This is a genomic window from Pseudomonas sp. NPDC090208 (genome assembly GCF_044746785.1).
Classification (GTDB): Bacteria; Pseudomonadota; Gammaproteobacteria; order Pseudomonadales; family Pseudomonadaceae; genus Aquipseudomonas.
The window spans coordinates 182,879-201,934 of sequence record NZ_JBIVCU010000010.1 but is presented as its reverse complement, the minus strand read 5'-3'; the positions used below and the strand labels follow the sequence as shown (position 1 = coordinate 201,934).

The following is a 19,056-nucleotide window of genomic DNA, read 5'->3' as shown; positions in this document are numbered from 1 at the left end:
GAAGGCGGTAGATCAGGCGACATCTGTTGCCAGTAATGACGCTTTCGCGAGCAGGGCTCCCTCCCACGGGCTGTCAGTCTGGCCTGCCAGCGGTGCCAGCCATATCCCCCAATAAAAAACGGCACCCGAAGGTGCCGTTTCTGCTTACTACGACCGCTTATTTCTTGGCCGCTTCCCAGCTTTTCAGCAGATCCGAGTAGGCGATGGTTTCGCCTTTCGGTTTCTCGTTGGCCAGCTTGCGTTGTGGGGCAAGGAACTTGCCGCCGCTCTTCTCAGCCTTGGAGTACCACTCTTCTGCCGAGGTTTCCGGGTTCATCTTCGGCGCACAGCCGCTGGCGTCCTGAACCTTGGAGCGCTCGATACGGGTCATGATCGCGTCCTGGTCTTTGGCCAGACCATCAAGCGCCGCCTGCGCAGACTTCTCGCCGGTGACCGCTTCGGCGACGTGGCTCCACCACAGCTGCGCCAGTTTCGGATAGTCCGGCACGTTGGTACCGGTCGGCGACCACTGCACACGCGCAGGGCTGCGGTAGAACTCGACCAGACCACCCAGCTTCGGCGCCAGAGCCGTCATTTCCTTGGAGTTGATGTCCGACTCGCGGATCGGCGTCAGACCGACGATGGTCTTCTTCAGCGATACCGACTTGGAGGTCACGAACTGTGCGTACAGCCACGCAGCCAGGCGCTTCTTCTCGTCAGCCGACTTGAGGAAGGTCCAGGAACCCACGTCCTGATAACCCAGCTTCATGCCTTCTTTCCAGTACGGACCTTTCGGCGACGGCGCCATACGCCATTTCGGCGTGCCATCGGCATTCATCACTGGAAGACCCGGTTTGGTCATGTCGGCGGTGAACGCGGTGTACCAGAAGATCTGCTGCGCGACGTTGCCCTGCGATGGCACTGGCCCCGACTCGGAGAAGGTCATGCCGGCAGCTTCTGGCGGCGCGTAGGCCTTCAGCCAGTCGATGTATTTCTGCGTGGCATAAACCGCTGCCGGGCCGTTGGTGTCGCCGCCACGGGTGATGCTGGAGCCGACCGGATGGCAGTCTTCGACGCGGATGCCCCACTCGTCCACCGGCAGACCGTTCGGCAGGCCCTTGTCGCCGCTGCCGGCCATGGAGAACCAGGCATCGGTGAAGCGCCAGCCCAGAGACGGGTCTTTCTTGCCGTAGTCCATGTGGCCATAGACTTTCTTGCCGTCGATTTCCTTGACGTCTTCGCTGAAGAACTTGGCGATGTCTTCATACGCCGACCAGTTCACCGGTACGCCCAGCTCATAGCCGTACTTGGCCTTGAATTTCTCTTTCAGATCGGGACGCTCGAACCAGTCGGCACGGAACCAGTACAGGTTGGCGAATTGCTGGTCAGGCAGCTGATACAGCTTGGCCGGGGTGATGACTTTGCCGGATGCGTCCTTGACCTCGGGCGAGGTGGTGAAGGAGGTGCCGATGAAGTCCTTGATATCCAGCGTTGGCGAGGTGACTTTGGCACCTTCGGGGCTGGCCATCATGTCAGTCAGCGCCAGCGCCTTGCCATAACGGAAGTGCGTGCCGATCAGGTCGGAGTCGTTGACCCAGCCGTCATAGATGCTTTTGTCCGACTGCATGGCCGTCTGCAGCTTCTCGATGACGTCGCCTTCCTGCAGCAGGTCGTGGGTGACCTTGATGCCGGTGATTTCGGTAAAGGCCTTGGCCAGTACCTTGGACTCGTATTCGTGGGTGGTCAGGGTTTCGGAAACCACCTTGATGTCCATGCCGCGAAAAGGCTCGGCGGCCTTGATGAACCACTCAAGCTCCTTGAGCTGATCAGCATCGGACAAGGTGGTCGGCTTGAACTCGCTGGCCGCCCATTTCTTCGCCGCATCTTCGTACTGATCGGCGAATGCCGAAACGCTCAATCCGCTGAGCATCACCATCGTCGCCAGCGTCACGCTATGTCGCAGCTTGTTTTTCTTATTGAACATAGACACCTCCAGTGTTGATTCTTATGTATTCCCGCTTTGCATTGCTTCTGTAGGAGTGAGCTTGCTCGCGATAGCGATCTTTAAGTCGATGATGTCGTTTCCGACAGATCGCTATCGCGAGCAAGCTCACTCCTACAGGTGTTCAACAATCCCCGCTCAACCCCAACGCATTACCACCAACAGCCAGACCAGGGACAGCCCGGAGGCAACCCAGATGCTCCAGTCGGTGGCGCCGATCACCAGCAGGTGCAGGTAGGCGCTACCGAGAAGACCGATGAACAGCCGGTCGCCACGGGTGGTGGCGATCGGCAGAAAACCGCGACGCTCGATGCTCGCCGAGCGCAATTCCCAAACCGTCATCGCCACCAGCACAGCGGCGATGCTTCCGAAAAACAGCGCGGTCGGCAGTGTCCAGGACATCCACTCCATTTTTTCGACTCCTCAGACACGACCAAGGGCAAAACCCTTGACCACATGGTTGCGAACGAACCAGATCACCAGCATGCCCGGCAGAATGGTCAACACCCCCGCCGCCGCCAGCACTCCCCAATCGATCCCGGACGCCGACACGGTGCGGGTCATGACCGCAGCGATCGGCTTGGCGTTGACCGAGGTCAGGGTGCGCGCCAGCAACAGCTCGACCCAAGAAAACATGAAGCAGAAGAACGCCGTCACACCGATCCCCGAGCCAATCAGCGGGATGAAAATCTTGCCGAAGAACTTGGGAAAGCTGTAACCGTCGATGTAGGCCGTTTCGTCGATCTCCTTGGGAACGCCGGACATGAAGCCTTCAAGAATCCATACCGCCAGCGGCACGTTGAACAGGCAATGGGCCAGAGCCACGGCGATGTGCGTGTCGAACAGGCCGATGGACGAATAAAGCTGGAAGAACGGCAGCAGGAACACCGCAGGCGGCGCCATCCGGTTGGTCAGCAGCCAGAAGAACAGGTGTTTGTCGCCGAGGAAACGATAGCGTGAAAAAGCATAAGCCGCAGGCAGCGCCACACTCAGCGATATCACGGTATTCAGGCAAACGTAGTACAGCGAGTTGATGTAGCCGCTGTACCAGCTTTCGTCGGTGAAGATCACCTTGTAGTTGGCCAGGGTGAAGTCCTGCGGCCACAGGGTCAGGCCGCCGAGGATCTCGGTGTTGGTCTTGAACGACATGTTCACCAGCCAGTAGATCGGCACCAGCAGAAACAGCAGGTAGATCCACAGCGGCAAGGTCTTGCGCATGCTCATGGCTTGCTCCTCAGTTGGTTTCGCCATGGGTCATGGCGGTGTAGAACACCCACGACACCAGCAGAATGATCAGGAAGTACACCAGCGAGAATGCCGCCGCCGGGCCCAGGTCGAACTGGCCGAGCGCCATGGTGGTCAGGGTCTGACTGAGGAATGTCGTCGAGTTGCCCGGCCCGCCGCCGGTCAATACGAACGGCTCGGTGTAGATCATGAAGCTGTCCATGAAGCGCAACATCACCGCGATCAGCAGCACGCTTTTCATCTTCGGCAGCTGGATATGGCGGAACACGGCCCAGTTCGATGCACGGTCGATGCGCGCCGCCTGGTAGTACACGTCCGGGATCGCCCGCAGCCCCGAGTAGCAGAGCAGCGCCACCAGCGACGTCCAGTGCCAGACGTCGATGATCAGCACCGTCACCCAGGCGTCCGAGGCATTGGCCGCGTAGTTGTAGTTGATGTGGAACACGTTGTTCAGCAGCCAGCCCAGCAGGCCGATGTCGCCACGCCCGAAGATCTGCCAGATGGTGCCGACCACGTTCCATGGAATCAGCAACGGGATGGTCATCACGATCAGGCACACCGAAGACCAGCGCCCCTTGGTCGGCATGGTCAGGGCGATAGCGATGCCCAGCGGAATCTCGATCAACAGTACGCAGGCCGAGTAGATGAACTGACGCAGCAGCGAGTCATGCAGGCGCGGGTCCTGCAGCACTTGCTTGAACCAGTCGGCGCCGACGAAGTAGCGGCTGGACTGGTCGAAGATGTCCTGCACCGAATAGTTGACCACGGTCATCATCGGAATGATGGCGCTGAACGCCACCAGCAAGAACACCGGCAGCACCAGCCACCAGGCCTTGTTGTTCTGCACCTTACTCATGGGGCACCTCGCTGGCCGGTACTTGACTGGCGGCTTCCAGCAAAAACTCGTCGGCGTAGAGCATCAGCCACTGCGCCGGGAAACTGATCCAGGCCTGACCCTGCGGTACCGGCTTGTCTTCCTGCAGACGCACCTTGAGCGGCTGGCCTGCCAGGCTGAGTGTGAGGATCTTGTAAGTCCCCAGATCCTCGACATAGGTCACGTCGGCGCACATCGCGTCATCGAACGGGCCGTCCCAGACATGCACGAACTCGGGCCGGATGCCGACCTTGAGCGTGCTCCATCGGGTGCCCGCCAGACGCTGTTGCAGGGCTTCCGACAGCGGCAGATGAATCCCGCCAAAGCCGACGCCACCCGCCTCCGGCTTGACCTCGATGAGGTTCATGCCGGGGCTGCCGATGAAGTAGCCGACGAAGGTGTGATGGGGTTTTTCGAACAGCTCGCGCGGGGTACCGAACTGTACGATCTGGCCGCCGTACATCACCGCGATCTTGTCGGCGAAGGTCGAAGCCTCCAGCTGATCGTGGGTGACGTAGACCATGGTGATGTTGAACTGCTCGTGAATCTGCTTGAGCTTGCGCCTCAGCTTCCACTTCAGGTGCGGGTCGATCACGGTGAGCGGTTCGTCGAAGAGGATCGCCGACACGTCGTCGCGCACCAGTCCACGGCCCATGGAAACCTTCTGTTTCTCGTCGGCAGTGAGGCCCTTGGCCTTCTTTTTCAGCAGCGGCTGCAGGTCCAGCACGTCGGCAATTTCCTGCACCTTGGTCTGGATCTTCGCCTCGGCCATGCCCTGATTGCGCAGCGGAAAGGCCAGGTTGTCGTAGACCGTCATGGTGTCGTAGACCACCGGAAACTGGAAAACCTGCGCGATGTTGCGCTGCTCCGGCGACATGTCGTTGACCACGGTAGTGTCGAACAGCACCTTGCCTTCGGACGGGCTGAGCAGGCCGGAAATGATGTTGAGCAGGGTCGACTTGCCGCAACCGGATGGACCGAGCAGCGCGTACGCCCCGCCCTGTTCCCAGATGTGGGTCATCTCGCGGATCGCATAGTCTTCAGGGCCGGCTGGATTGGCACTGTAGCTGTGCGCGAGTTGTTGCAAACGGATCTCGGCCATCAGGCAACCCTCGCCATGCGCAGGCCCGGTGCCTGTATCAGGCCGCCCTGCTGATCGAATACAAAAAGCTTGTGGGTCGGGATGTACACCCGAATCGGCGTGTCGACGTCGTATTCGTGTACGCCCGGCAGGTGCAGCACCAACGAAAAATGCTCGTTACGCACATGCAGAAAGGTTTCCGAACCGCTGATTTCCGCGAGCTCCACGGTCACCGCCAGTTCCAGATCGTCGTCATTGGACGGCACCAGGCTCAGATGGCTCGGGCGTACGCCGAAGCGGTATTCGCCGTCGCCGATCTTGCGCAGGTCGACGTTGAGCGGGAAATGCACGAAGTTGGCGAAGCTGACTTCGTTGCCATCGATACGACCGGGCATCAGGTTGATCGGCGGCTCGGAGAACAGCTCGGCGGCCAGCACGCTTTTCGGTTGGTGATAGACCTCAGGGGTCTTGCCGCTCTGAATCAGCCGGCCTTCATGCAGGATCGTGGTGGTGCCGCCCAAGGCCAGCGCCTCGTTGGGCTCGGTGGTGGCGTAGACCGCGATGGTGTTGCGGGTCTCGAACAGCTGGCGCATTTCCTGGCGCAGCTCTTCGCGCAGCTTGTAGTCGAGGTTGACCAGCGGCTCGTCGAACAGGATCAGTTCGGCGTCCTTGACCAATGCGCGGGCCATCGCCGTGCGCTGCTGCTGACCGCCGGAAAGCTCCAGCGGGTAACGGGAGAGGAATTTTTCGATCCGCAGCATTTTTGCGGTTTCCCGCACGCGGCTGTCGATTTCGTCCTTCGACATCTTTGCCTGACGCAGCGGCGAGGCAATATTGTCGTAGACGGTCATGCTCGGGTAGTTGATGAACTGCTGATAGACCATGGAGACATTGCGATGGCGCACTGCAACCTGGGTGACATCTTTGCCATTCATGAGGACTCGGCCGCTGTCCGGCTTGTCCAGACCGGCCATCAAGCGCATCAGGCTCGTCTTGCCTGATAAGGTGCGCCCCAGCAATACGTTGAATGAGCCGGGTTCAAAGCTCAGCGAGGCGTCGTCGATCCAGATCTGACCGTCGACCGCGCGGCTGACGTGCTCAAGCGTGAGAGACATGGCGTGCCCTTTTTATGTGTTCTTGTCAGGGTGCTGCATTGTTCGGGGGTGACATTCGTCGACCGCCTGTTGGATAGCGACAATCGTGCCAACCGGCATTCGATAACGATCAACACCGCCAAATGCCCGAAACAGAGGGCTCAAGCCGCCTTACATGATGAAACGATATTCGTTGATGAACATAAATGAACAGAGAATGCTGAACACCTGAACAAATTGAACGTTGACTTTGAACACTACTGAACAACAATGGGTGAACGCTTCGAGCATGGATGCTCGGCCTGAGCTGTCCCTCAAAAACAATAAAAGTACCCGTACGGACTCACCCCATGGCCATACCCAGTGCTTCCACTGCTCACGACGCCATCATTCGCGACTCCTGGGCCCGCTGCCGTGAATTCGGCCTCGATCACCAATCCCGTCCGGCCTTCGGACGTCTGGCACAACAACAGGTCTCGCAACTGTTGGAACGCCATCACGGCCTGGTGCAGACCACCCATCAGCAAGTGCTGCCGTTCTACGAAAACATCCTGAGCAACTCCAACTGCCTGATCCTGCTGGCCGATCATCAAGGCCAGGTGCTCAACTCCTGGGGCACCAAACGCTTCGTCGAGCCGGATCAGCAAATGGGCTTCGTCGCCGGCGCCAGCTGGCTCGAACAGGGTGTCGGCACCAACGCCATCGGCACCGCGCTGGCCTGTGAACAGGCTGTTCACATTGAACACGATGAACACTTTCTCAAGGCCAATCGCTTCATGACCGGCTCTGCCGCGCCGATCTTCGACGCCTCGCGGCGGATGATCGCGGTGCTCGATGTGTCCAGCGACAGCTTCCTGCCGCCGTCCCACACCCTGGGGATGGTGAAGATGATGAGCCAGACCATCGAGAACCGGCTGATCCTCGACCAGTTCCAGCACAGCCACTTTCAACTGACCTTCAACACCGGCCTGAACAACCTCGACAGCCAGTGGGCCGGGCTGCTGATCTTCGACGAGAGCGGACGGATCCTTTGCGCCAACCGCCGCGCCGACACTCTGCTGGGTGTCAGCCTGTTGCAGGCCAATATCGAAGACCTGTTCAAGGCGCCGCGCGCGCAGTTACTGACGCATCTGCTCGATCAGGCCGAAGGCCAGCCTTTCCCGCTGCAGGCCGCCGGGCACAACCGCTTTCATTGCCTGCTGAAACGGCCGAAAGCCTCGGTGCTGAAATTCAGGGCCCCGATCACACTGGCCAAACCCGCCGATGTCGCGCCCTGCGACGAGCGCGTCGCCAAGGCATCGCGCCAGGCCTTGCGCCTGCTGGAGAAAAACGTACCGCTGCTGATTCTCGGTGAAACCGGTGCCGGCAAAGAGGTATTCGTGAAGCACCTTCATCAGGCCAGCTCCCGCGCCGATCAGCCGTTGATCGCGGTGAACTGCGCGGCTATTCCGTCGGAACTGGTGGAGGCGGAGCTGTTCGGCTACGAAAAAGGCGCCTTCACCGGCGCTCACCATAAAGGCAGCATCGGCCTGATCCGCAAGGCCGACAAAGGCACGCTGTTCCTCGACGAAATCGGTGACATGCCCCTGCCCGTCCAGGCCCGGCTGTTGCGGGTGTTGCAGGAACGCAGCGTGCAGCCTCTGGGCAGCAGCGAGCAATTTGCGGTGGATATCCGGATCATTTCCGCCACCCACTGCCCGCTGCGCGAGCAAGTGCAGAGCGGGCGTTTCCGCCAAGACCTCTACTACCGGATCAACGGCCTGAATCTGGAACTGCCACCGTTGCGCGAGCGCAGCGACAAGGCCGAGCTGGTACGGGCGATCTGGGAACAACACCGCGAACCGCAACAGACTGCCGGTTTCGAGCCGCAGGTGATGGCGCTGTTCGAGCGTCATCCATGGCCGGGCAACCTGCGTCAGTTGAGCAACGTGATTCAGGTAGCACTGGCGCTGGCCGACGATCAGCCGATTGCCGCGGAGCACCTGCCCGAAGACTTCTTCGCCGATCTGGAGATGGAAAACGACAGCAGCGAGCCGGAAACGGTGTTTGATCGCCGCGCCGTGCTGGATACGCCGGAGGAATTGAACGAGTTGCTGCAGGCGGCCGGGGGGAATATTTCGCAGTTGGCCAAGCGGCTGGGGGTGAGTCGCAATACGTTGTACAAGCGGTTGCGGGAACAAGGGTCAGATTGATTTGTAGGAGTGAGCTTGCTCGCGATCGAGCGGGAACCGCTCGCAGTCCATTCATGGCGGCATGCCTGGCATACCGTACTGATCAGACTGACTGCCGTTCCCGGCAGATCGCGAGCAAGCTCACTCCTACAATTAGAACCAAGCGCTATGAATCAATCCGCCAGACGCCAGGTCGTTCCGCCCTTGCCGTCTTCCAGCACCACGCCCATGGCGGTGAGCTGGTCGCGGATGCGGTCGGATTCGGCCCAGTTCTTGTCGGCACGCGCCTGCAGACGCGCAGCAATCAGCGCTTCCACTTCGGCAGCATCGACACGGCCTTCAGCACCTGCACGCAGGAAGTCGTCCGCCTCAAGCTGCAACACACCCAGCACGCTGGCCAGTTGCTTCAAACGCGCCGCCAGACCGGCCGCCGCCGCGACATCGCTGTCACGCAGACGGTTGATCTCGCGAACCATCTCGAACAGCACGGCGCAGGCTTCCGGCGTACCGAAATCGTCGTCCATGGCCGCGGTGAAACGCTCGACGAATGCTTCGCCACCAACCGGATCGACCTGCGGCAGGCCCTTGAGCGCGTGGTAGAAACGCTCCAGCGCGCCCTTGGACTCCTTCAGGCTGTCTTCGGAATAGTTGATCGCGCTGCGGTAATGGCTCGACACCAGCAGGTAACGCACCACTTCCGGATGGTATTTATCCAGCACGTCGCGAATGGTGAAGAAGTTGTTCAAGGACTTGGACATCTTCTCGCCATTGATGCGGATCATGCCGCAGTGCATCCAGGCGTTGGCGTAGGTCTTGCCGGTGGCCGCTTCGCTCTGGGCGATCTCGTTTTCGTGGTGCGGGAACTCCAGGTCGCTGCCGCCGCCATGAATATCGAAGGTCTCGCCCAGGCAACAGGTGGACATCACCGAGCACTCGATGTGCCAGCCCGGACGGCCCGGCCCCCATGGCGATTCCCAGCTTGGCTCACCCGGCTTGACGCCTTTCCACAGCACGAAGTCCAGCGGATCGTCCTTGGCTTCATCGACCTCGATCCGCGCACCGATGCGCAGGTCTTCGATCTTCTTGCGCGACAGCTTGCCGTAGCCGAGGAATTTGCCGACGCGGTAATACACGTCGCCATTGCCCGGGGCGTAGGCATAACCCTTGTCGATCAGGCGCTGGATCATGTCGTGCATGCCGCCGATGTAATCGGTGGCACGCGGCTCCAGGTCCGGCTTGAGGATGTTCAGGCGCGCTTCGTCCTCGTGCATGGCATCGATCATGCGTGCGGTCAGGGCATCGAACGGCTCGCCGTTGTCACGGGCGCGGTTGATGATCTTGTCGTCGATGTCGGTGATGTTGCGCACGTAAGTCAGGTCGTACCCGCTGAAACGCAGCCAGCGGGTCACCAGGTCGAACGCCACCATGCTGCGGCCATGGCCCAGGTGGCAGTAGTCGTACACGGTCATGCCGCAGACGTACATGCGCACCTTGTTGCCATCCAGCGGCTTGAAGACTTCTTTGCTCTTGGTGAGCGTGTTGTAGATCGAAAGCACGTTCGGCCTCTTTATCGGTACTGCATCAAGTCCAGGAATCCCGCAGCGTCACGGTGCGGTTGAATACCGGCTTGCCCGGTTTCGAGTCCTTCAGGTCCGCGCAGAAATAACCTTCGCGTTCGAACTGGAAACGGTCTTCCGGCTGAGCTTCGCCCAACGACGGTTCGGCCCGACAACCGGTCAGCACTTGCAGCGATTCCGGGTTGATGTTGTCCAGGAACGACTTGCCCTCTTCGGCCTTTTCCGGGTTCGCCGACAGGAACAGACGGTCGTACAGACGCACTTCGCATTCGATGCTTTCAGCCGCCGGCACCCAGTGGATCACGCCTTTGACCTTGCGGCCTTCCGGGTTCTTGCCCAGGGTGTCCGGGTCGTAGGAGCAACGCAGCTCGACGATGTTGCCGTCGGCGTCCTTGATCGCTTCGTCGGCGCGGATCACGTAGCTGCCGCGCAGGCGCACTTCGCCGTTCGGCTCCAGACGCTTGTAGCCCTTCGGCGGCTCTTCCATGAAGTCATCGCGGTCGATGTAGATTTCGCGGGAGAACGGCAGCTTGCGCACGCCCAGCTCTTCTTTCTGTGGATGACGCGGCAGTTCGAGGTGATCGACCTTGTCTTCCGGGTAGTTGGTGATGACCACCTTGAGCGGACGCAGCACGCACATGGCGCGCGGGGCGTTGGCGTCCAGGTCCTGACGGATGCTGAATTCGAGCATGCCGAAATCGACCACGCCATCGGAACGGTTGGTGCCGATCATTTCGCAGAAATTGCGGATCGATGCCGGGGTGTAGCCACGACGACGGAAGCCCGACAGGGTCGACATGCGCGGGTCGTCCCAGCCGTTGACGTGCTTCTCGTCCACCAGTTGCTTGAGCTTGCGCTTGCTGGTGATGGTGTAGTTCAGGTTCAGACGCGAGAATTCGTACTGGCGCGGCTTGCACGGCACCGGCAGGTTGTCGAGGAACCAGTCGTACAGCGGACGATGGCTTTCGAATTCCAGGGTGCAGATCGAGTGGGTGATGCCTTCGATGGCATCCGACTGACCGTGGGTGAAGTCATAGATCGGGTAGATGCACCACTTGTCACCGGTCTGGTGGTGGTGAGCGTGACGGATGCGGTACAGGATCGGGTCACGCAGGTTCATGTTCGGCGAGGCCATGTCGATCTTGGCGCGCAGCACGCGAGCGCCGTCTTCGAACTCACCGGCCTTCATGCGGCCGAACAGGTCCAGGTTTTCCTCGACGCTGCGCTCGCGGAACGGGCTGTTCTTGCCCGGCTCGGTCAGGGTGCCACGGTATTCGCGGGCCTGTTCCGGGGTCAGGTCGTCGACGTAGGCCTTGCCGGCCTTGATCAGATCGACCGCCCAGTCGTACAACTGATCGAAATACTGCGAGGCATAGCGCACTTCGCCGGCCCACTCGAAGCCCAGCCACTTGACGTCGCGCTCGATGGCGTCGATGTATTCCTGGTCTTCCTTGGCCGGGTTGGTGTCGTCGAAACGCAGGTGCGTGACGCCGCCGAATTCCTGAGCCAGACCAAAGTTGACGCAGATCGACTTGGCGTGACCGATGTGCAGGTAGCCGTTGGGCTCCGGCGGGAAGCGGGTCACGATCTGGGTGTGCTTGCCCGAATCCAGGTCCGCCTGCACGATCGGGCGCAGGAAGTTGGTGGGAATTGCAGGGCCTGCCTTGGTGTTGGCAGCAGCGTCTTGAGTGGGCTTGCTCATAGGATCCTTGAAAACCTGACAGTCGCGGCCAGGGTAGGCCGAATAAATCAAAGCGCCTATCATAGCCGAACCTGTCAAGCCCCTGACAGCATGCCGTGACAAAACTGCCGGGATGCCGTGTCGCAGGCTTCAGGAACCCTTGATATCGGGTCATGTACCTATCGCAGCGACATCGCAAGTGCATCGCAAGCTACCCGTTCGGCGGTCAGCCTCTGTAAACTGCGCGCCCGGGTGAAACTGTCGGCGGGACGCCGCCTCTATAAAGGCGGCGTGCGCTGCCCGGCACATCCAACCACGAATGACGAAGAGCGACCTTGAACATGTCCAAAGTAAAACTGAGCACCAACCACGGCGACATCGTCCTGCAACTGGATGCCGAAAAAGCGCCGATCACAGTCGCCAACTTCATCGAATACGTGAAGGCCGGCCACTACAGCAACACCATTTTCCACCGCGTCATCGGCAACTTCATGATCCAGGGCGGCGGTTTCGAGCCGGGCATGAAAGAGAAGAAAGACAAGCGCCCAAGCATCCAGAACGAAGCCGACAACGGTCTGCCGAACAAGAAGTACTCGATCGCCATGGCTCGCACCATGGAGCCGCATTCGGCCTCCGCGCAGTTCTTCATCAACGTTACCGACAACAGCTTCCTCAACCACAGCGGCAAGACCGTTCAGGGCTGGGGCTACGCGGTGTTCGGTGAAGTGGTCGAAGGTTCGGACGTGGTCGACAAGATCAAAGGCGTCGCCACCACTTCCAAGGCCGGCCACCAGGACGTGCCACAAGAAGACGTGATCATCGAGAAAGCCGAGATCGTTGAGTGATACTGCTGATCTCCGATCTGCATCTGGAAGAAGGACGCCCGGACATTACCCGGGCGTTTCTGGATCTGCTGAGCGACCGCGCCCGTGGCGCCGAGTCGCTGTATATCCTCGGGGATTTTTTCGAAGCCTGGATCGGCGATGACGCCATGTCGCCGTTCCAGCGCTCGATCTGCGAAGCCCTGCGCGCCTTGAGCGACAGCGGCACGCAGATATTCCTGATGCACGGCAACCGCGATTTCCTGATCGGCAAGGCGTTCTGCAAGGCCGCCGGCTGCACCCTGCTGAGCGACCCGAGCGTGGTGCGTTTCAACGACGAGCCGGTCTTGCTGATGCACGGCGACAGCCTGTGTACCCGCGACGAAGCTTACATGCGCCTGCGCCGTTACCTGCGTCACCCGCTGACATTGTGGATCCTCCGTCATCTGCCGCTGAGCACCCGCCACAAGCTGGCGCGCAAGCTGCGTAGCGAAAGCCGCGCGCAGACGCGGATGAAGGCCAACGACATCGTCGATGTCACCCCCGAAGAAGTCCCGCGGGTGATGTCCGAATACGGCGTCAAGACGCTGATCCACGGCCACACGCACCGGCCAGCCATTCACAAATTGCAGCTGGGCGATGACGCCGGGCAGCGGATCGTGCTGGGTGACTGGGACCGCGAAGGCTGGGCCCTGCAGGTCGATGAACAGGGTTTTCAGCTGACCTCGTTTGGCTTCGTTCCGGACCAGCCGCAAGGCCTGCCGGCACCGACGCAACCGAGTCAGTCTCTGTAATTCTGCTGCGGGTTTGCGCCCGCGCAGTTCCCGCGTTTCAGGTCACCTGCCGCTCTAGCCTGAGCCTTTCTGGTCTGTACCTTGCCGAAACTTGTCCTACACTCCCCGGTAACAACAAGAAAACACCAAGGGGAAGCCTCATGATCGATCAACGCACATCGCATCGCTGCCTGCTCGCTGACATCGCCTCGGGGGAGGATCTTTACAGCGGCACACCGAACCGTACCCTGCAAACCCTGCTGCTCATCGGCTTCGTCACCCGCCAGCCGAGTCCCGATCATTCCTTTTGCCACCTGGCCCTGACCGAAGCCGGCCATCGTTATCTGGCCGGGCTGTGGCGCTGATCGCTTTCGGATAACGCAAATCCCGTGGGAGGGAGCCCTGTTCGCGAAGGCGCCAATCCAGACAATGCTGCGTTGACTGACACACTGCTTTCGCGAGCAGGGCTCCCTCCCACAAAAGCCCATCGCTGGATACGCGACAGGCACGGGAGACAGACCGCCAGTCCTCATCGGGCTATCGGCAGATGGATCGGGCATCTATACTCCCGCGCCTGTTTTTGCCTCTGAGGACTTCACCATGGCCAACGCCACTATCGACCGCACTCTCAACCTGCTGACGCACCTGCGCGGCATTCTGGTCGCGCTGGGCGAAGCCGAGCAGGTCCCTGAAGAAAGCCATGCGCTGTTTCTGGAACGTTATGACGAGCTGATCACCCTGCTGCCGCAGGAGCCGATCGAAAGCCAGTACCTGGGCCAGGACGTGCTCTGCCAGGTGATCCAGCGTTACCCGCAGATCGCGCACCTGGTGCCACGCGACCTGCTCTGGTTCTTTGGCGGTGACTGCCTGCACTTCATGCCCGACGATGAAATCGACCTGTACACCGCGCTGGAAGAGCGCCGTTACGAAGCCGAGCAGAACGACGAGCCGTTCGATTGGGATCAAGAGAAGCAACTGCTGGCGATGTCGGACGACACGCCGAAGCACTGACAGCCAGGTACGCTACAAAACCTGTGGGAGCGAATTCATTCGCGAGAAGCCTTACCAGGCGACATCAATGTGTTGCCCTGCGCTTGCATCGCGAATGAATTCGCTCCCACATATCCCCCCTACTCCTCAAGCCGCATCCTGCGCCTGCCGCAATGACTCGGCCACCAGATTGCCGAACGACGCCACCGGCGCCTGCAGGTTGCCGAGAAAGCGCGGATAGATCAGCCACAGGTCCATCACCGGACGGAAGTCCTTGACCGGCATCACCGCCAGCGCCTCGCGATGGCTGCTGCGCTCCAGCAACGGACGTGGCACCAGCCCAAGCCCCATGCCGTCGGCCACCAACCCCAGTTGCAGTTCGGTGCCAAACGTTTCCAGATTGACCTTCAGGCTCAGGCCCTGATCGGCCAGGGTGCGCTGCAACCCGCCACGGAACCCACAGCCATCCGGATTGAGCACCCAGCCGCGCTCGTAGCACTCGGCCAGCTTGACCGGCTTTTTCGGCAGGCTGTCTTTCGCGCAAACCACCACCAGTTCCATCTTGCCCATGGATTCGCCGATGATCCCGTCCGGGAAAATCTTGCCCGCCGGAAACAACGCGGCGGCAGCGTCCAGCTCGCCGTTTTCGATCTTGCCGATCAAATGGCTGCCCCACCCCGTCACCACCTGAGCGCGCAGATCCGGGAACTGCCCGCGCAGGTGTTTCAGTGCGTCGAGCAAGACCACGTCACCAATGGTCTGCGGCACGCCCAGGCGCAGCAAGCCGCTAGGCGGCGTGTCAGTGGCCACCAACTCACGCAATGAATCCATTTCCCGCAGGATCGCCAGACACTTCTGATACACCTGCATGCCCATGGCCGTCGGCTTGAGCGGTTTGGTGTTGCGGTCGAACAGTTCCACGCCCAGCGCCTGCTCAAAATTCTGTACCCGCCGGGTGATGGCCGGCTGGGTCAGTTGCAGCGACTCGGCAGCGTGGCTGATCGACTGACAGCGAATCACTGCGACGAAGGCATCGATATCATCAATTTTCATTCGGACAACACATGGAAAAAGGCAGAAAAGATAGGCAAAAAGCATAATTCCAATCACTGCCCATGGATAGCCCGTCGACCCCGTCGCAACCTGCGTAAATGCGATTTCGTTATATTCTAATCATCAATAAATAGCATATTAATCCGCAGCATTATGCTTATATTGACTAACCACATTGCTGCGGAATCGACATGACCTCTCCTCGACACCCTGAACGGCTGAGGGCCTTCATTGGCGCACTGGCCGAACTCATCGACAGCAATCCCCGCGAAGGCGACCTGCTGCATCGCGGCGGCAAGTTGCTCGGCCAACTGGTCAGCCATGACGATTGGCTGCCCGACGAATACGCCATTCCCGACCCGACCCGCTATCAACAGTTTCTCCTGCATGCCGATTCACGCCAGCGTTTTTCCGTGGTGAGTTTCGTCTGGGGGCCGGGCCAGAGCACGCCGATACACGACCACCGGGTCTGGGGCCTGATCGGCATGCTGCGCGGCGCCGAGTACTCCCAGGGCTTCGCCCGCAGCGCCGATGGGCGGCTGGAGCAGGAGGGCCCGGCGATCCGCCTGGAGCCCGGCCATGTCGAAGCACTGTCGCCGCGCAGCAACGATATCCACCAGGTCAGCAACGCCTTCACCGACCAGGTGTCGATCAGCATTCATGTCTACGGCGCCAATATCGGCGCCGTGAAGCGTGCCGTCTATCAAGCCGATGGCAGCGAAAAACTGTTCATTTCCGGCTATTCGAACGCCTATCTCCCGAATATCTGGGACCTGTCCAAAGAGAATCCAAGCCAATGACTCTACCCACACGCTCGTTCGCCGATATCCGTCAGGCCCTGCTGGCACAGGAGGAAGTCGCCTTGGTCGACGTCCGTGAAGAGGCACCGTTCGCCGAGGCTCACCCGCTGTTTGCCGCCAACATTCCGCTGTCGAAACTGGAGCTGGAGGTGTTTTCACGTATCCCCCGCCGCGATACGGCGGTCACCCTGTACGACAATGGTGAAGGCCTTGCGCCCCGAGCCTTCAAACGCCTGACGGCCTTGGGCTACACCGATGTCAGGCTGCTGGAAGGTGGCCTGCAAGGCTGGCGCGATGCCGGTGGCGAACTGTTCATCGACGTCAACGTCCCGAGCAAGGCTTTCGGCGAATGGGTGGAGCACCATCGTCATACGCCATCGTTGAGCGCAGAAGACGTCAAACAGTTACTGGATTCGAAGGCTGACGTGGTGGTGCTCGACGCCCGCCGTTTCGACGAATACCAGACCATGAGCATTCCCACCGGAGTCAGCGTGCCCGGCGCCGAACTGGTGCTGCGCGCCCGCGAACTGGCCCCCGATCCGAACACGCGAATCATCGTCAACTGCGCCGGTCGCACCCGCAGCATCATCGGCACGCAATCGCTGGTCAACGCTGGCTTGCCCAACCCGGTTTCCGCCCTGCGCAACGGCACCATCGGCTGGTTGCTGGCAGGCCAGACGCTGGACCACGGCCAGTCGCGACGCTTTCCTGCGGTCAGCGCAGCCACTCTGGAAACCGCCGGCGCCGACGCCCGCAAGGTCGCGGACACCGCTGGCGTGAAGCGCGGCAACCGCAGTGATCTATCGATCTGGCAAGCCGAGGCGACCCGCACCACCTACCTGTTCGATGTGCGTACGCCGGAAGAATTTGAAGCCGGCCACCTGCCCGGCGCACGCTCCACGCCCGGCGGCCAGTTGGTGCAGGAAACCGACCACTACGCCAGCGTGCGTGGCGCACGAATCGCGCTGGTCGATGACGATGGCGTGCGCGCCAACATGTCCGCCTCATGGCTGGCGCAACTGGGCTGGGAGGTATTCGTGGTCGATAGCCTCAAGATTCAGGATTTCAGCGAAAAAGGCCCTTGGAACGCGCCGATCCCGACGCCTTGGCAGGTCGAAGAAATCAGTGCCGAAACCCTGAACCAGTGGCAGCAACACGGCGGCGTCGCCGTGCTGGACTTCACCGCCAGCGCCAACCATGTGAAACAGCACATTCCCGGCGCCTGGTGGACCTTACGCGCCGATCTGTCCAACGCATTGCGCAAGATCCCCGACGCCGAACGTTATGTACTGACGTGTGGCAGCAGCAAGCTGGCGCGCCTGGCGGTACCGGAAGTGGAAGCACTGACCGGCAAACCGGTGTTTTTGCTGCGCGACGGCACCGCCAGCTGGATCGCCGCCGGATTACCGCTGGAAAGCGGCGAAAGCCATCTCGCCTCCCCGCGCATCGACCGTTATCGCCGCCCTTATGAAGGTACCGATGCGCCGCGCGAAGCGATGCAGGCGTATCTGGACTGGGAATTCGGGCTGGTGGAACAGTTGGGGCGCGATGGCACCCACGGGTTTCATGTCATCTGATCATTGATCGGTAGGAGCGCGCTTGCCCGCGAATACGTCTAGCCAGGCGCACAATGGTTGCCTGGCACAACGGGATCGCGGGCAAGCTCTCTCCTACGATCGGTGAAGGGAATGAGAATGCGCCCATAAAATTAAATATATTTATAATTAATCTTTACCAAATCAAATAAATACATAATTAACATATAGCCAAACGATATTTTTCATACGCCATTTATAAGAATAAGGTCATAAAAAATGACCGACCCCTTCTCCAGGCGGAGGTTACGACCCCACTTACAGCCCGGAGACCCGCTATATGACCTCCCCTCGTGCCCCTTTGGCACGCACCCGCACACTGCTGTTTGGCGCACTGCTGTCCTTGTCGTTTGTCACCCACTGCCAAGCCGCTGAAGCCCTGCAACCGCTGCTGGTGGCGAACCAGAAATCGGCGCTCAAGGTGCTGCTGGAAGCGTCTGGCGAACTGAAAAACGTGCCGTACGAGATCAAGTTCTCCGAATTTCCCTCCGCCTCGCCGCTGGGCGAAGCGCTGAATGCTGGCGCAGTGGATGTCGGCGCACTGGGCGACGCACCTTATGTCTTTGCGCTGGGCGCCGGCGCGTCGTTGAAGGTGATCAGCATCACCCACGTCAACGGCCGTTACACCACCGCGCTGATCGTGCGTGACGATTCGCCGGTCAAAACGGTGGCCGACCTCAAGGGCAAGCGCATCGTCACCGGGCGCGGCTCCATCGGTCATTACCTGGCGATCCGCGCCCTGAACGAAGCCGGCCTGAAAACCAGCGACGTCAACTTCGTGTTCCTGCTGCCCAGCGAATCGCGTTTGATCCTCGACAACGGCGAGGCCGACGCATGGGCCACCTGGGCGCCGTACACCACCGTCGCCACCCAGAACGGTGCACGGATTCTGCCCAACGGCCCGGACCTGTTGACCAACCACTCCTACCTGGCCGCCACCAGCAAGGCCATCGCCGAGAAACGCCCGCAGCTGGATGACTTTGTGGTGCGCCTGGACCGCGCCTATCGCTGGGCGAACACCCATCCGAAGGAATATGCCGCAGCGCAGACCAAAGTCACCGGCCTGCCGCTTGAGGTCCACGTCGCCATCAACCAGGACACCACACTGGAACGGGTCGATATCGACGACAGCGTGATCAAGGGCCTGCAGAACACCGCTGACATCTATTTGCACGAAGGCATCCTCAACAAGCGTGTCGACGTTTCCCAGGGCTTTGACTCCGGCTTCAACGCCGTTCGTCTGGCCGCCGAACAGACCGCGCTTCACACCCACCAGCCGACCGACCCACAAGCAGCGCGCTAAGCCAACGACTCAGGAGA

At 60.5% G+C, this 19,056-nt stretch carries 17 protein-coding genes; 8 read left to right on the top strand and 9 right to left on the bottom strand.

Annotated elements, in window-relative coordinates:
• Window positions 1–157 precede the first annotated feature (157 nt).
• The 6 genes from ACIPL0_RS18175 to ACIPL0_RS18150 form a co-directional block, all read right to left on the bottom strand.
• Window positions 158–1,963, bottom strand: coding sequence for an ABC transporter substrate-binding protein (locus ACIPL0_RS18175; protein ID WP_400591958.1), 1,806 nt, complete (start codon window positions 1,961–1,963; stop codon window positions 158–160).
• 156 nt (window positions 1,964–2,119) lie between these two features.
• Window positions 2,120–2,392, bottom strand: a complete 273-nt coding sequence (locus ACIPL0_RS18170) for a DUF2160 domain-containing protein (RefSeq protein WP_400591960.1) — start codon at window positions 2,390–2,392, stop codon at window positions 2,120–2,122.
• Between the two features lie 12 nt (window positions 2,393–2,404).
• Complete coding sequence (locus tag ACIPL0_RS18165; protein WP_400591963.1) at window positions 2,405–3,205, bottom strand: carbohydrate ABC transporter permease; 801 nt, start codon at window positions 3,203–3,205, stop codon at window positions 2,405–2,407.
• Between the two features lie 10 nt (window positions 3,206–3,215).
• Window positions 3,216–4,082 carry a carbohydrate ABC transporter permease gene (locus ACIPL0_RS18160; protein WP_400591966.1) on the bottom strand — a complete coding sequence of 289 codons (867 nt, stop codon included), beginning with the start codon at window positions 4,080–4,082 and terminating at the stop codon, window positions 3,216–3,218.
• Window positions 4,075–5,202 (bottom strand): ABC transporter ATP-binding protein, encoded by a 1,128-nt coding sequence (locus ACIPL0_RS18155; RefSeq protein ID WP_400591968.1) that lies wholly within the window; start codon window positions 5,200–5,202, stop codon window positions 4,075–4,077. Before ACIPL0_RS18155 ends, ACIPL0_RS18160 begins: the two co-directional genes overlap by 8 nt.
• Window positions 5,202–6,296: an ABC transporter ATP-binding protein gene (locus tag ACIPL0_RS18150; RefSeq protein ID WP_400591970.1), complete on the bottom strand. Its 1,095-nt coding sequence runs from the start codon at window positions 6,294–6,296 to the stop codon at window positions 5,202–5,204. The genes ACIPL0_RS18155 and ACIPL0_RS18150 overlap by 1 nt, the downstream gene beginning before the upstream one ends.
• Window positions 6,297–6,625: 329 nt before the next feature.
• On the opposite strand from ACIPL0_RS18150, the gene ACIPL0_RS18145 reads away from it, so the two are divergent.
• Window positions 6,626–8,467: a sigma-54-dependent Fis family transcriptional regulator gene (locus tag ACIPL0_RS18145; RefSeq protein ID WP_400591973.1), complete on the top strand. Its 1,842-nt coding sequence runs from the start codon at window positions 6,626–6,628 to the stop codon at window positions 8,465–8,467.
• Window positions 8,468–8,619: 152 nt separating this feature from the next.
• Here ACIPL0_RS18145 and cysS read toward each other — a convergent pair whose 3' ends face one another.
• Window positions 8,620–10,002, bottom strand: a complete 1,383-nt coding sequence (gene cysS / locus ACIPL0_RS18140) for a cysteine--tRNA ligase (RefSeq protein ID WP_400591975.1) — start codon at window positions 10,000–10,002, stop codon at window positions 8,620–8,622.
• A 25-nt stretch (window positions 10,003–10,027) separates the two neighbouring features.
• Complete coding sequence (locus ACIPL0_RS18135) at window positions 10,028–11,725, bottom strand: glutamine--tRNA ligase/YqeY domain fusion protein (RefSeq protein ID WP_400591977.1); 1,698 nt, start codon at window positions 11,723–11,725, stop codon at window positions 10,028–10,030.
• Window positions 11,726–12,045: 320 nt separating this feature from the next.
• Between ACIPL0_RS18135 and ACIPL0_RS18130 the strand changes: the two genes are divergently transcribed.
• The 4 genes from ACIPL0_RS18130 to ACIPL0_RS18115 all read left to right on the top strand — a co-directional run bounded on the left by ACIPL0_RS18130 (window position 12,046) and on the right by ACIPL0_RS18115 (window position 14,309).
• The gene (locus ACIPL0_RS18130) at window positions 12,046–12,549 is read left to right on the top strand and encodes a peptidylprolyl isomerase (protein ID WP_400591979.1); all 504 of its coding nucleotides are present in this window, start codon (window positions 12,046–12,048) and stop codon (window positions 12,547–12,549) included.
• Window positions 12,546–13,319 carry a UDP-2,3-diacylglucosamine diphosphatase gene (lpxH, locus tag ACIPL0_RS18125; protein ID WP_400591982.1) on the top strand — a complete coding sequence of 258 codons (774 nt, stop codon included), beginning with the start codon at window positions 12,546–12,548 and terminating at the stop codon, window positions 13,317–13,319. The genes ACIPL0_RS18130 and lpxH overlap by 4 nt, the downstream gene beginning before the upstream one ends.
• A gap of 140 nt (window positions 13,320–13,459) precedes the next feature.
• A complete protein-coding gene (locus ACIPL0_RS18120; protein ID WP_400591984.1) occupies window positions 13,460–13,663 on the top strand; it encodes a hypothetical protein in 204 nt (67 codons plus the stop codon).
• 235 nt (window positions 13,664–13,898) lie between these two features.
• On the top strand, window positions 13,899–14,309 hold the full coding sequence (locus tag ACIPL0_RS18115; RefSeq protein ID WP_400591986.1) for a PA2817 family protein: 411 nt from the start codon (window positions 13,899–13,901) through the stop codon (window positions 14,307–14,309).
• A 126-nt stretch (window positions 14,310–14,435) separates the two neighbouring features.
• On the opposite strand, the gene ACIPL0_RS18110 is transcribed toward ACIPL0_RS18115, so the two are convergent.
• Window positions 14,436–15,341, bottom strand: coding sequence for a LysR family transcriptional regulator (locus tag ACIPL0_RS18110; RefSeq protein ID WP_400591988.1), 906 nt, complete (start codon window positions 15,339–15,341; stop codon window positions 14,436–14,438).
• Window positions 15,342–15,532: 191 nt separating this feature from the next.
• On the opposite strand from ACIPL0_RS18110, the gene ACIPL0_RS18105 reads away from it, so the two are divergent.
• The 3 genes from ACIPL0_RS18105 to ACIPL0_RS18095 all read left to right on the top strand — a co-directional run bounded on the left by ACIPL0_RS18105 (window position 15,533) and on the right by ACIPL0_RS18095 (window position 19,039).
• Window positions 15,533–16,141 carry a cysteine dioxygenase gene (locus ACIPL0_RS18105; protein WP_400591989.1) on the top strand — a complete coding sequence of 203 codons (609 nt, stop codon included), beginning with the start codon at window positions 15,533–15,535 and terminating at the stop codon, window positions 16,139–16,141.
• The gene (locus ACIPL0_RS18100; protein ID WP_400591991.1) at window positions 16,138–17,718 is read left to right on the top strand and encodes a rhodanese-related sulfurtransferase; all 1,581 of its coding nucleotides are present in this window, start codon (window positions 16,138–16,140) and stop codon (window positions 17,716–17,718) included. The genes ACIPL0_RS18105 and ACIPL0_RS18100 overlap by 4 nt, the downstream gene beginning before the upstream one ends.
• Window positions 17,719–18,016: 298 nt before the next feature.
• Window positions 18,017–19,039 carry an ABC transporter substrate-binding protein gene (locus tag ACIPL0_RS18095; RefSeq protein WP_400591994.1) on the top strand — a complete coding sequence of 341 codons (1,023 nt, stop codon included), beginning with the start codon at window positions 18,017–18,019 and terminating at the stop codon, window positions 19,037–19,039.
• The last annotated feature ends 17 nt before the right edge of the window (window positions 19,040–19,056 follow it).

Coding starts and splice junctions, on each gene's coding strand:
- ACIPL0_RS18110 (WP_400591988.1), bottom strand. CDS start 15,341: ATGAAAATTGATGATATCGATGCCTTCGTCGCAGTGATTCGCTGTCAG.
- ACIPL0_RS18145 (WP_400591973.1), top strand. CDS start 6,626: ATGGCCATACCCAGTGCTTCCACTGCTCACGACGCCATCATTCGCGAC.
- ACIPL0_RS18160 (WP_400591966.1), bottom strand. CDS start 4,082: ATGAGTAAGGTGCAGAACAACAAGGCCTGGTGGCTGGTGCTGCCGGTG.
- ACIPL0_RS18155 (WP_400591968.1), bottom strand. CDS start 5,202: ATGGCCGAGATCCGTTTGCAACAACTCGCGCACAGCTACAGTGCCAAT.
- ACIPL0_RS18150 (WP_400591970.1), bottom strand. CDS start 6,296: ATGTCTCTCACGCTTGAGCACGTCAGCCGCGCGGTCGACGGTCAGATC.
- ACIPL0_RS18105 (WP_400591989.1), top strand. CDS start 15,533: ATGACCTCTCCTCGACACCCTGAACGGCTGAGGGCCTTCATTGGCGCA.
- ACIPL0_RS18170 (WP_400591960.1), bottom strand. CDS start 2,392: ATGGAGTGGATGTCCTGGACACTGCCGACCGCGCTGTTTTTCGGAAGC.
- ACIPL0_RS18120 (WP_400591984.1), top strand. CDS start 13,460: ATGATCGATCAACGCACATCGCATCGCTGCCTGCTCGCTGACATCGCC.
- ACIPL0_RS18115 (WP_400591986.1), top strand. CDS start 13,899: ATGGCCAACGCCACTATCGACCGCACTCTCAACCTGCTGACGCACCTG.
- ACIPL0_RS18130 (WP_400591979.1), top strand. CDS start 12,046: ATGTCCAAAGTAAAACTGAGCACCAACCACGGCGACATCGTCCTGCAA.
- ACIPL0_RS18135 (WP_400591977.1), bottom strand. CDS start 11,725: ATGAGCAAGCCCACTCAAGACGCTGCTGCCAACACCAAGGCAGGCCCT.
- ACIPL0_RS18165 (WP_400591963.1), bottom strand. CDS start 3,205: ATGAGCATGCGCAAGACCTTGCCGCTGTGGATCTACCTGCTGTTTCTG.
- ACIPL0_RS18175 (WP_400591958.1), bottom strand. CDS start 1,963: ATGTTCAATAAGAAAAACAAGCTGCGACATAGCGTGACGCTGGCGACG.
- ACIPL0_RS18100 (WP_400591991.1), top strand. CDS start 16,138: ATGACTCTACCCACACGCTCGTTCGCCGATATCCGTCAGGCCCTGCTG.
- ACIPL0_RS18095 (WP_400591994.1), top strand. CDS start 18,017: ATGACCTCCCCTCGTGCCCCTTTGGCACGCACCCGCACACTGCTGTTT.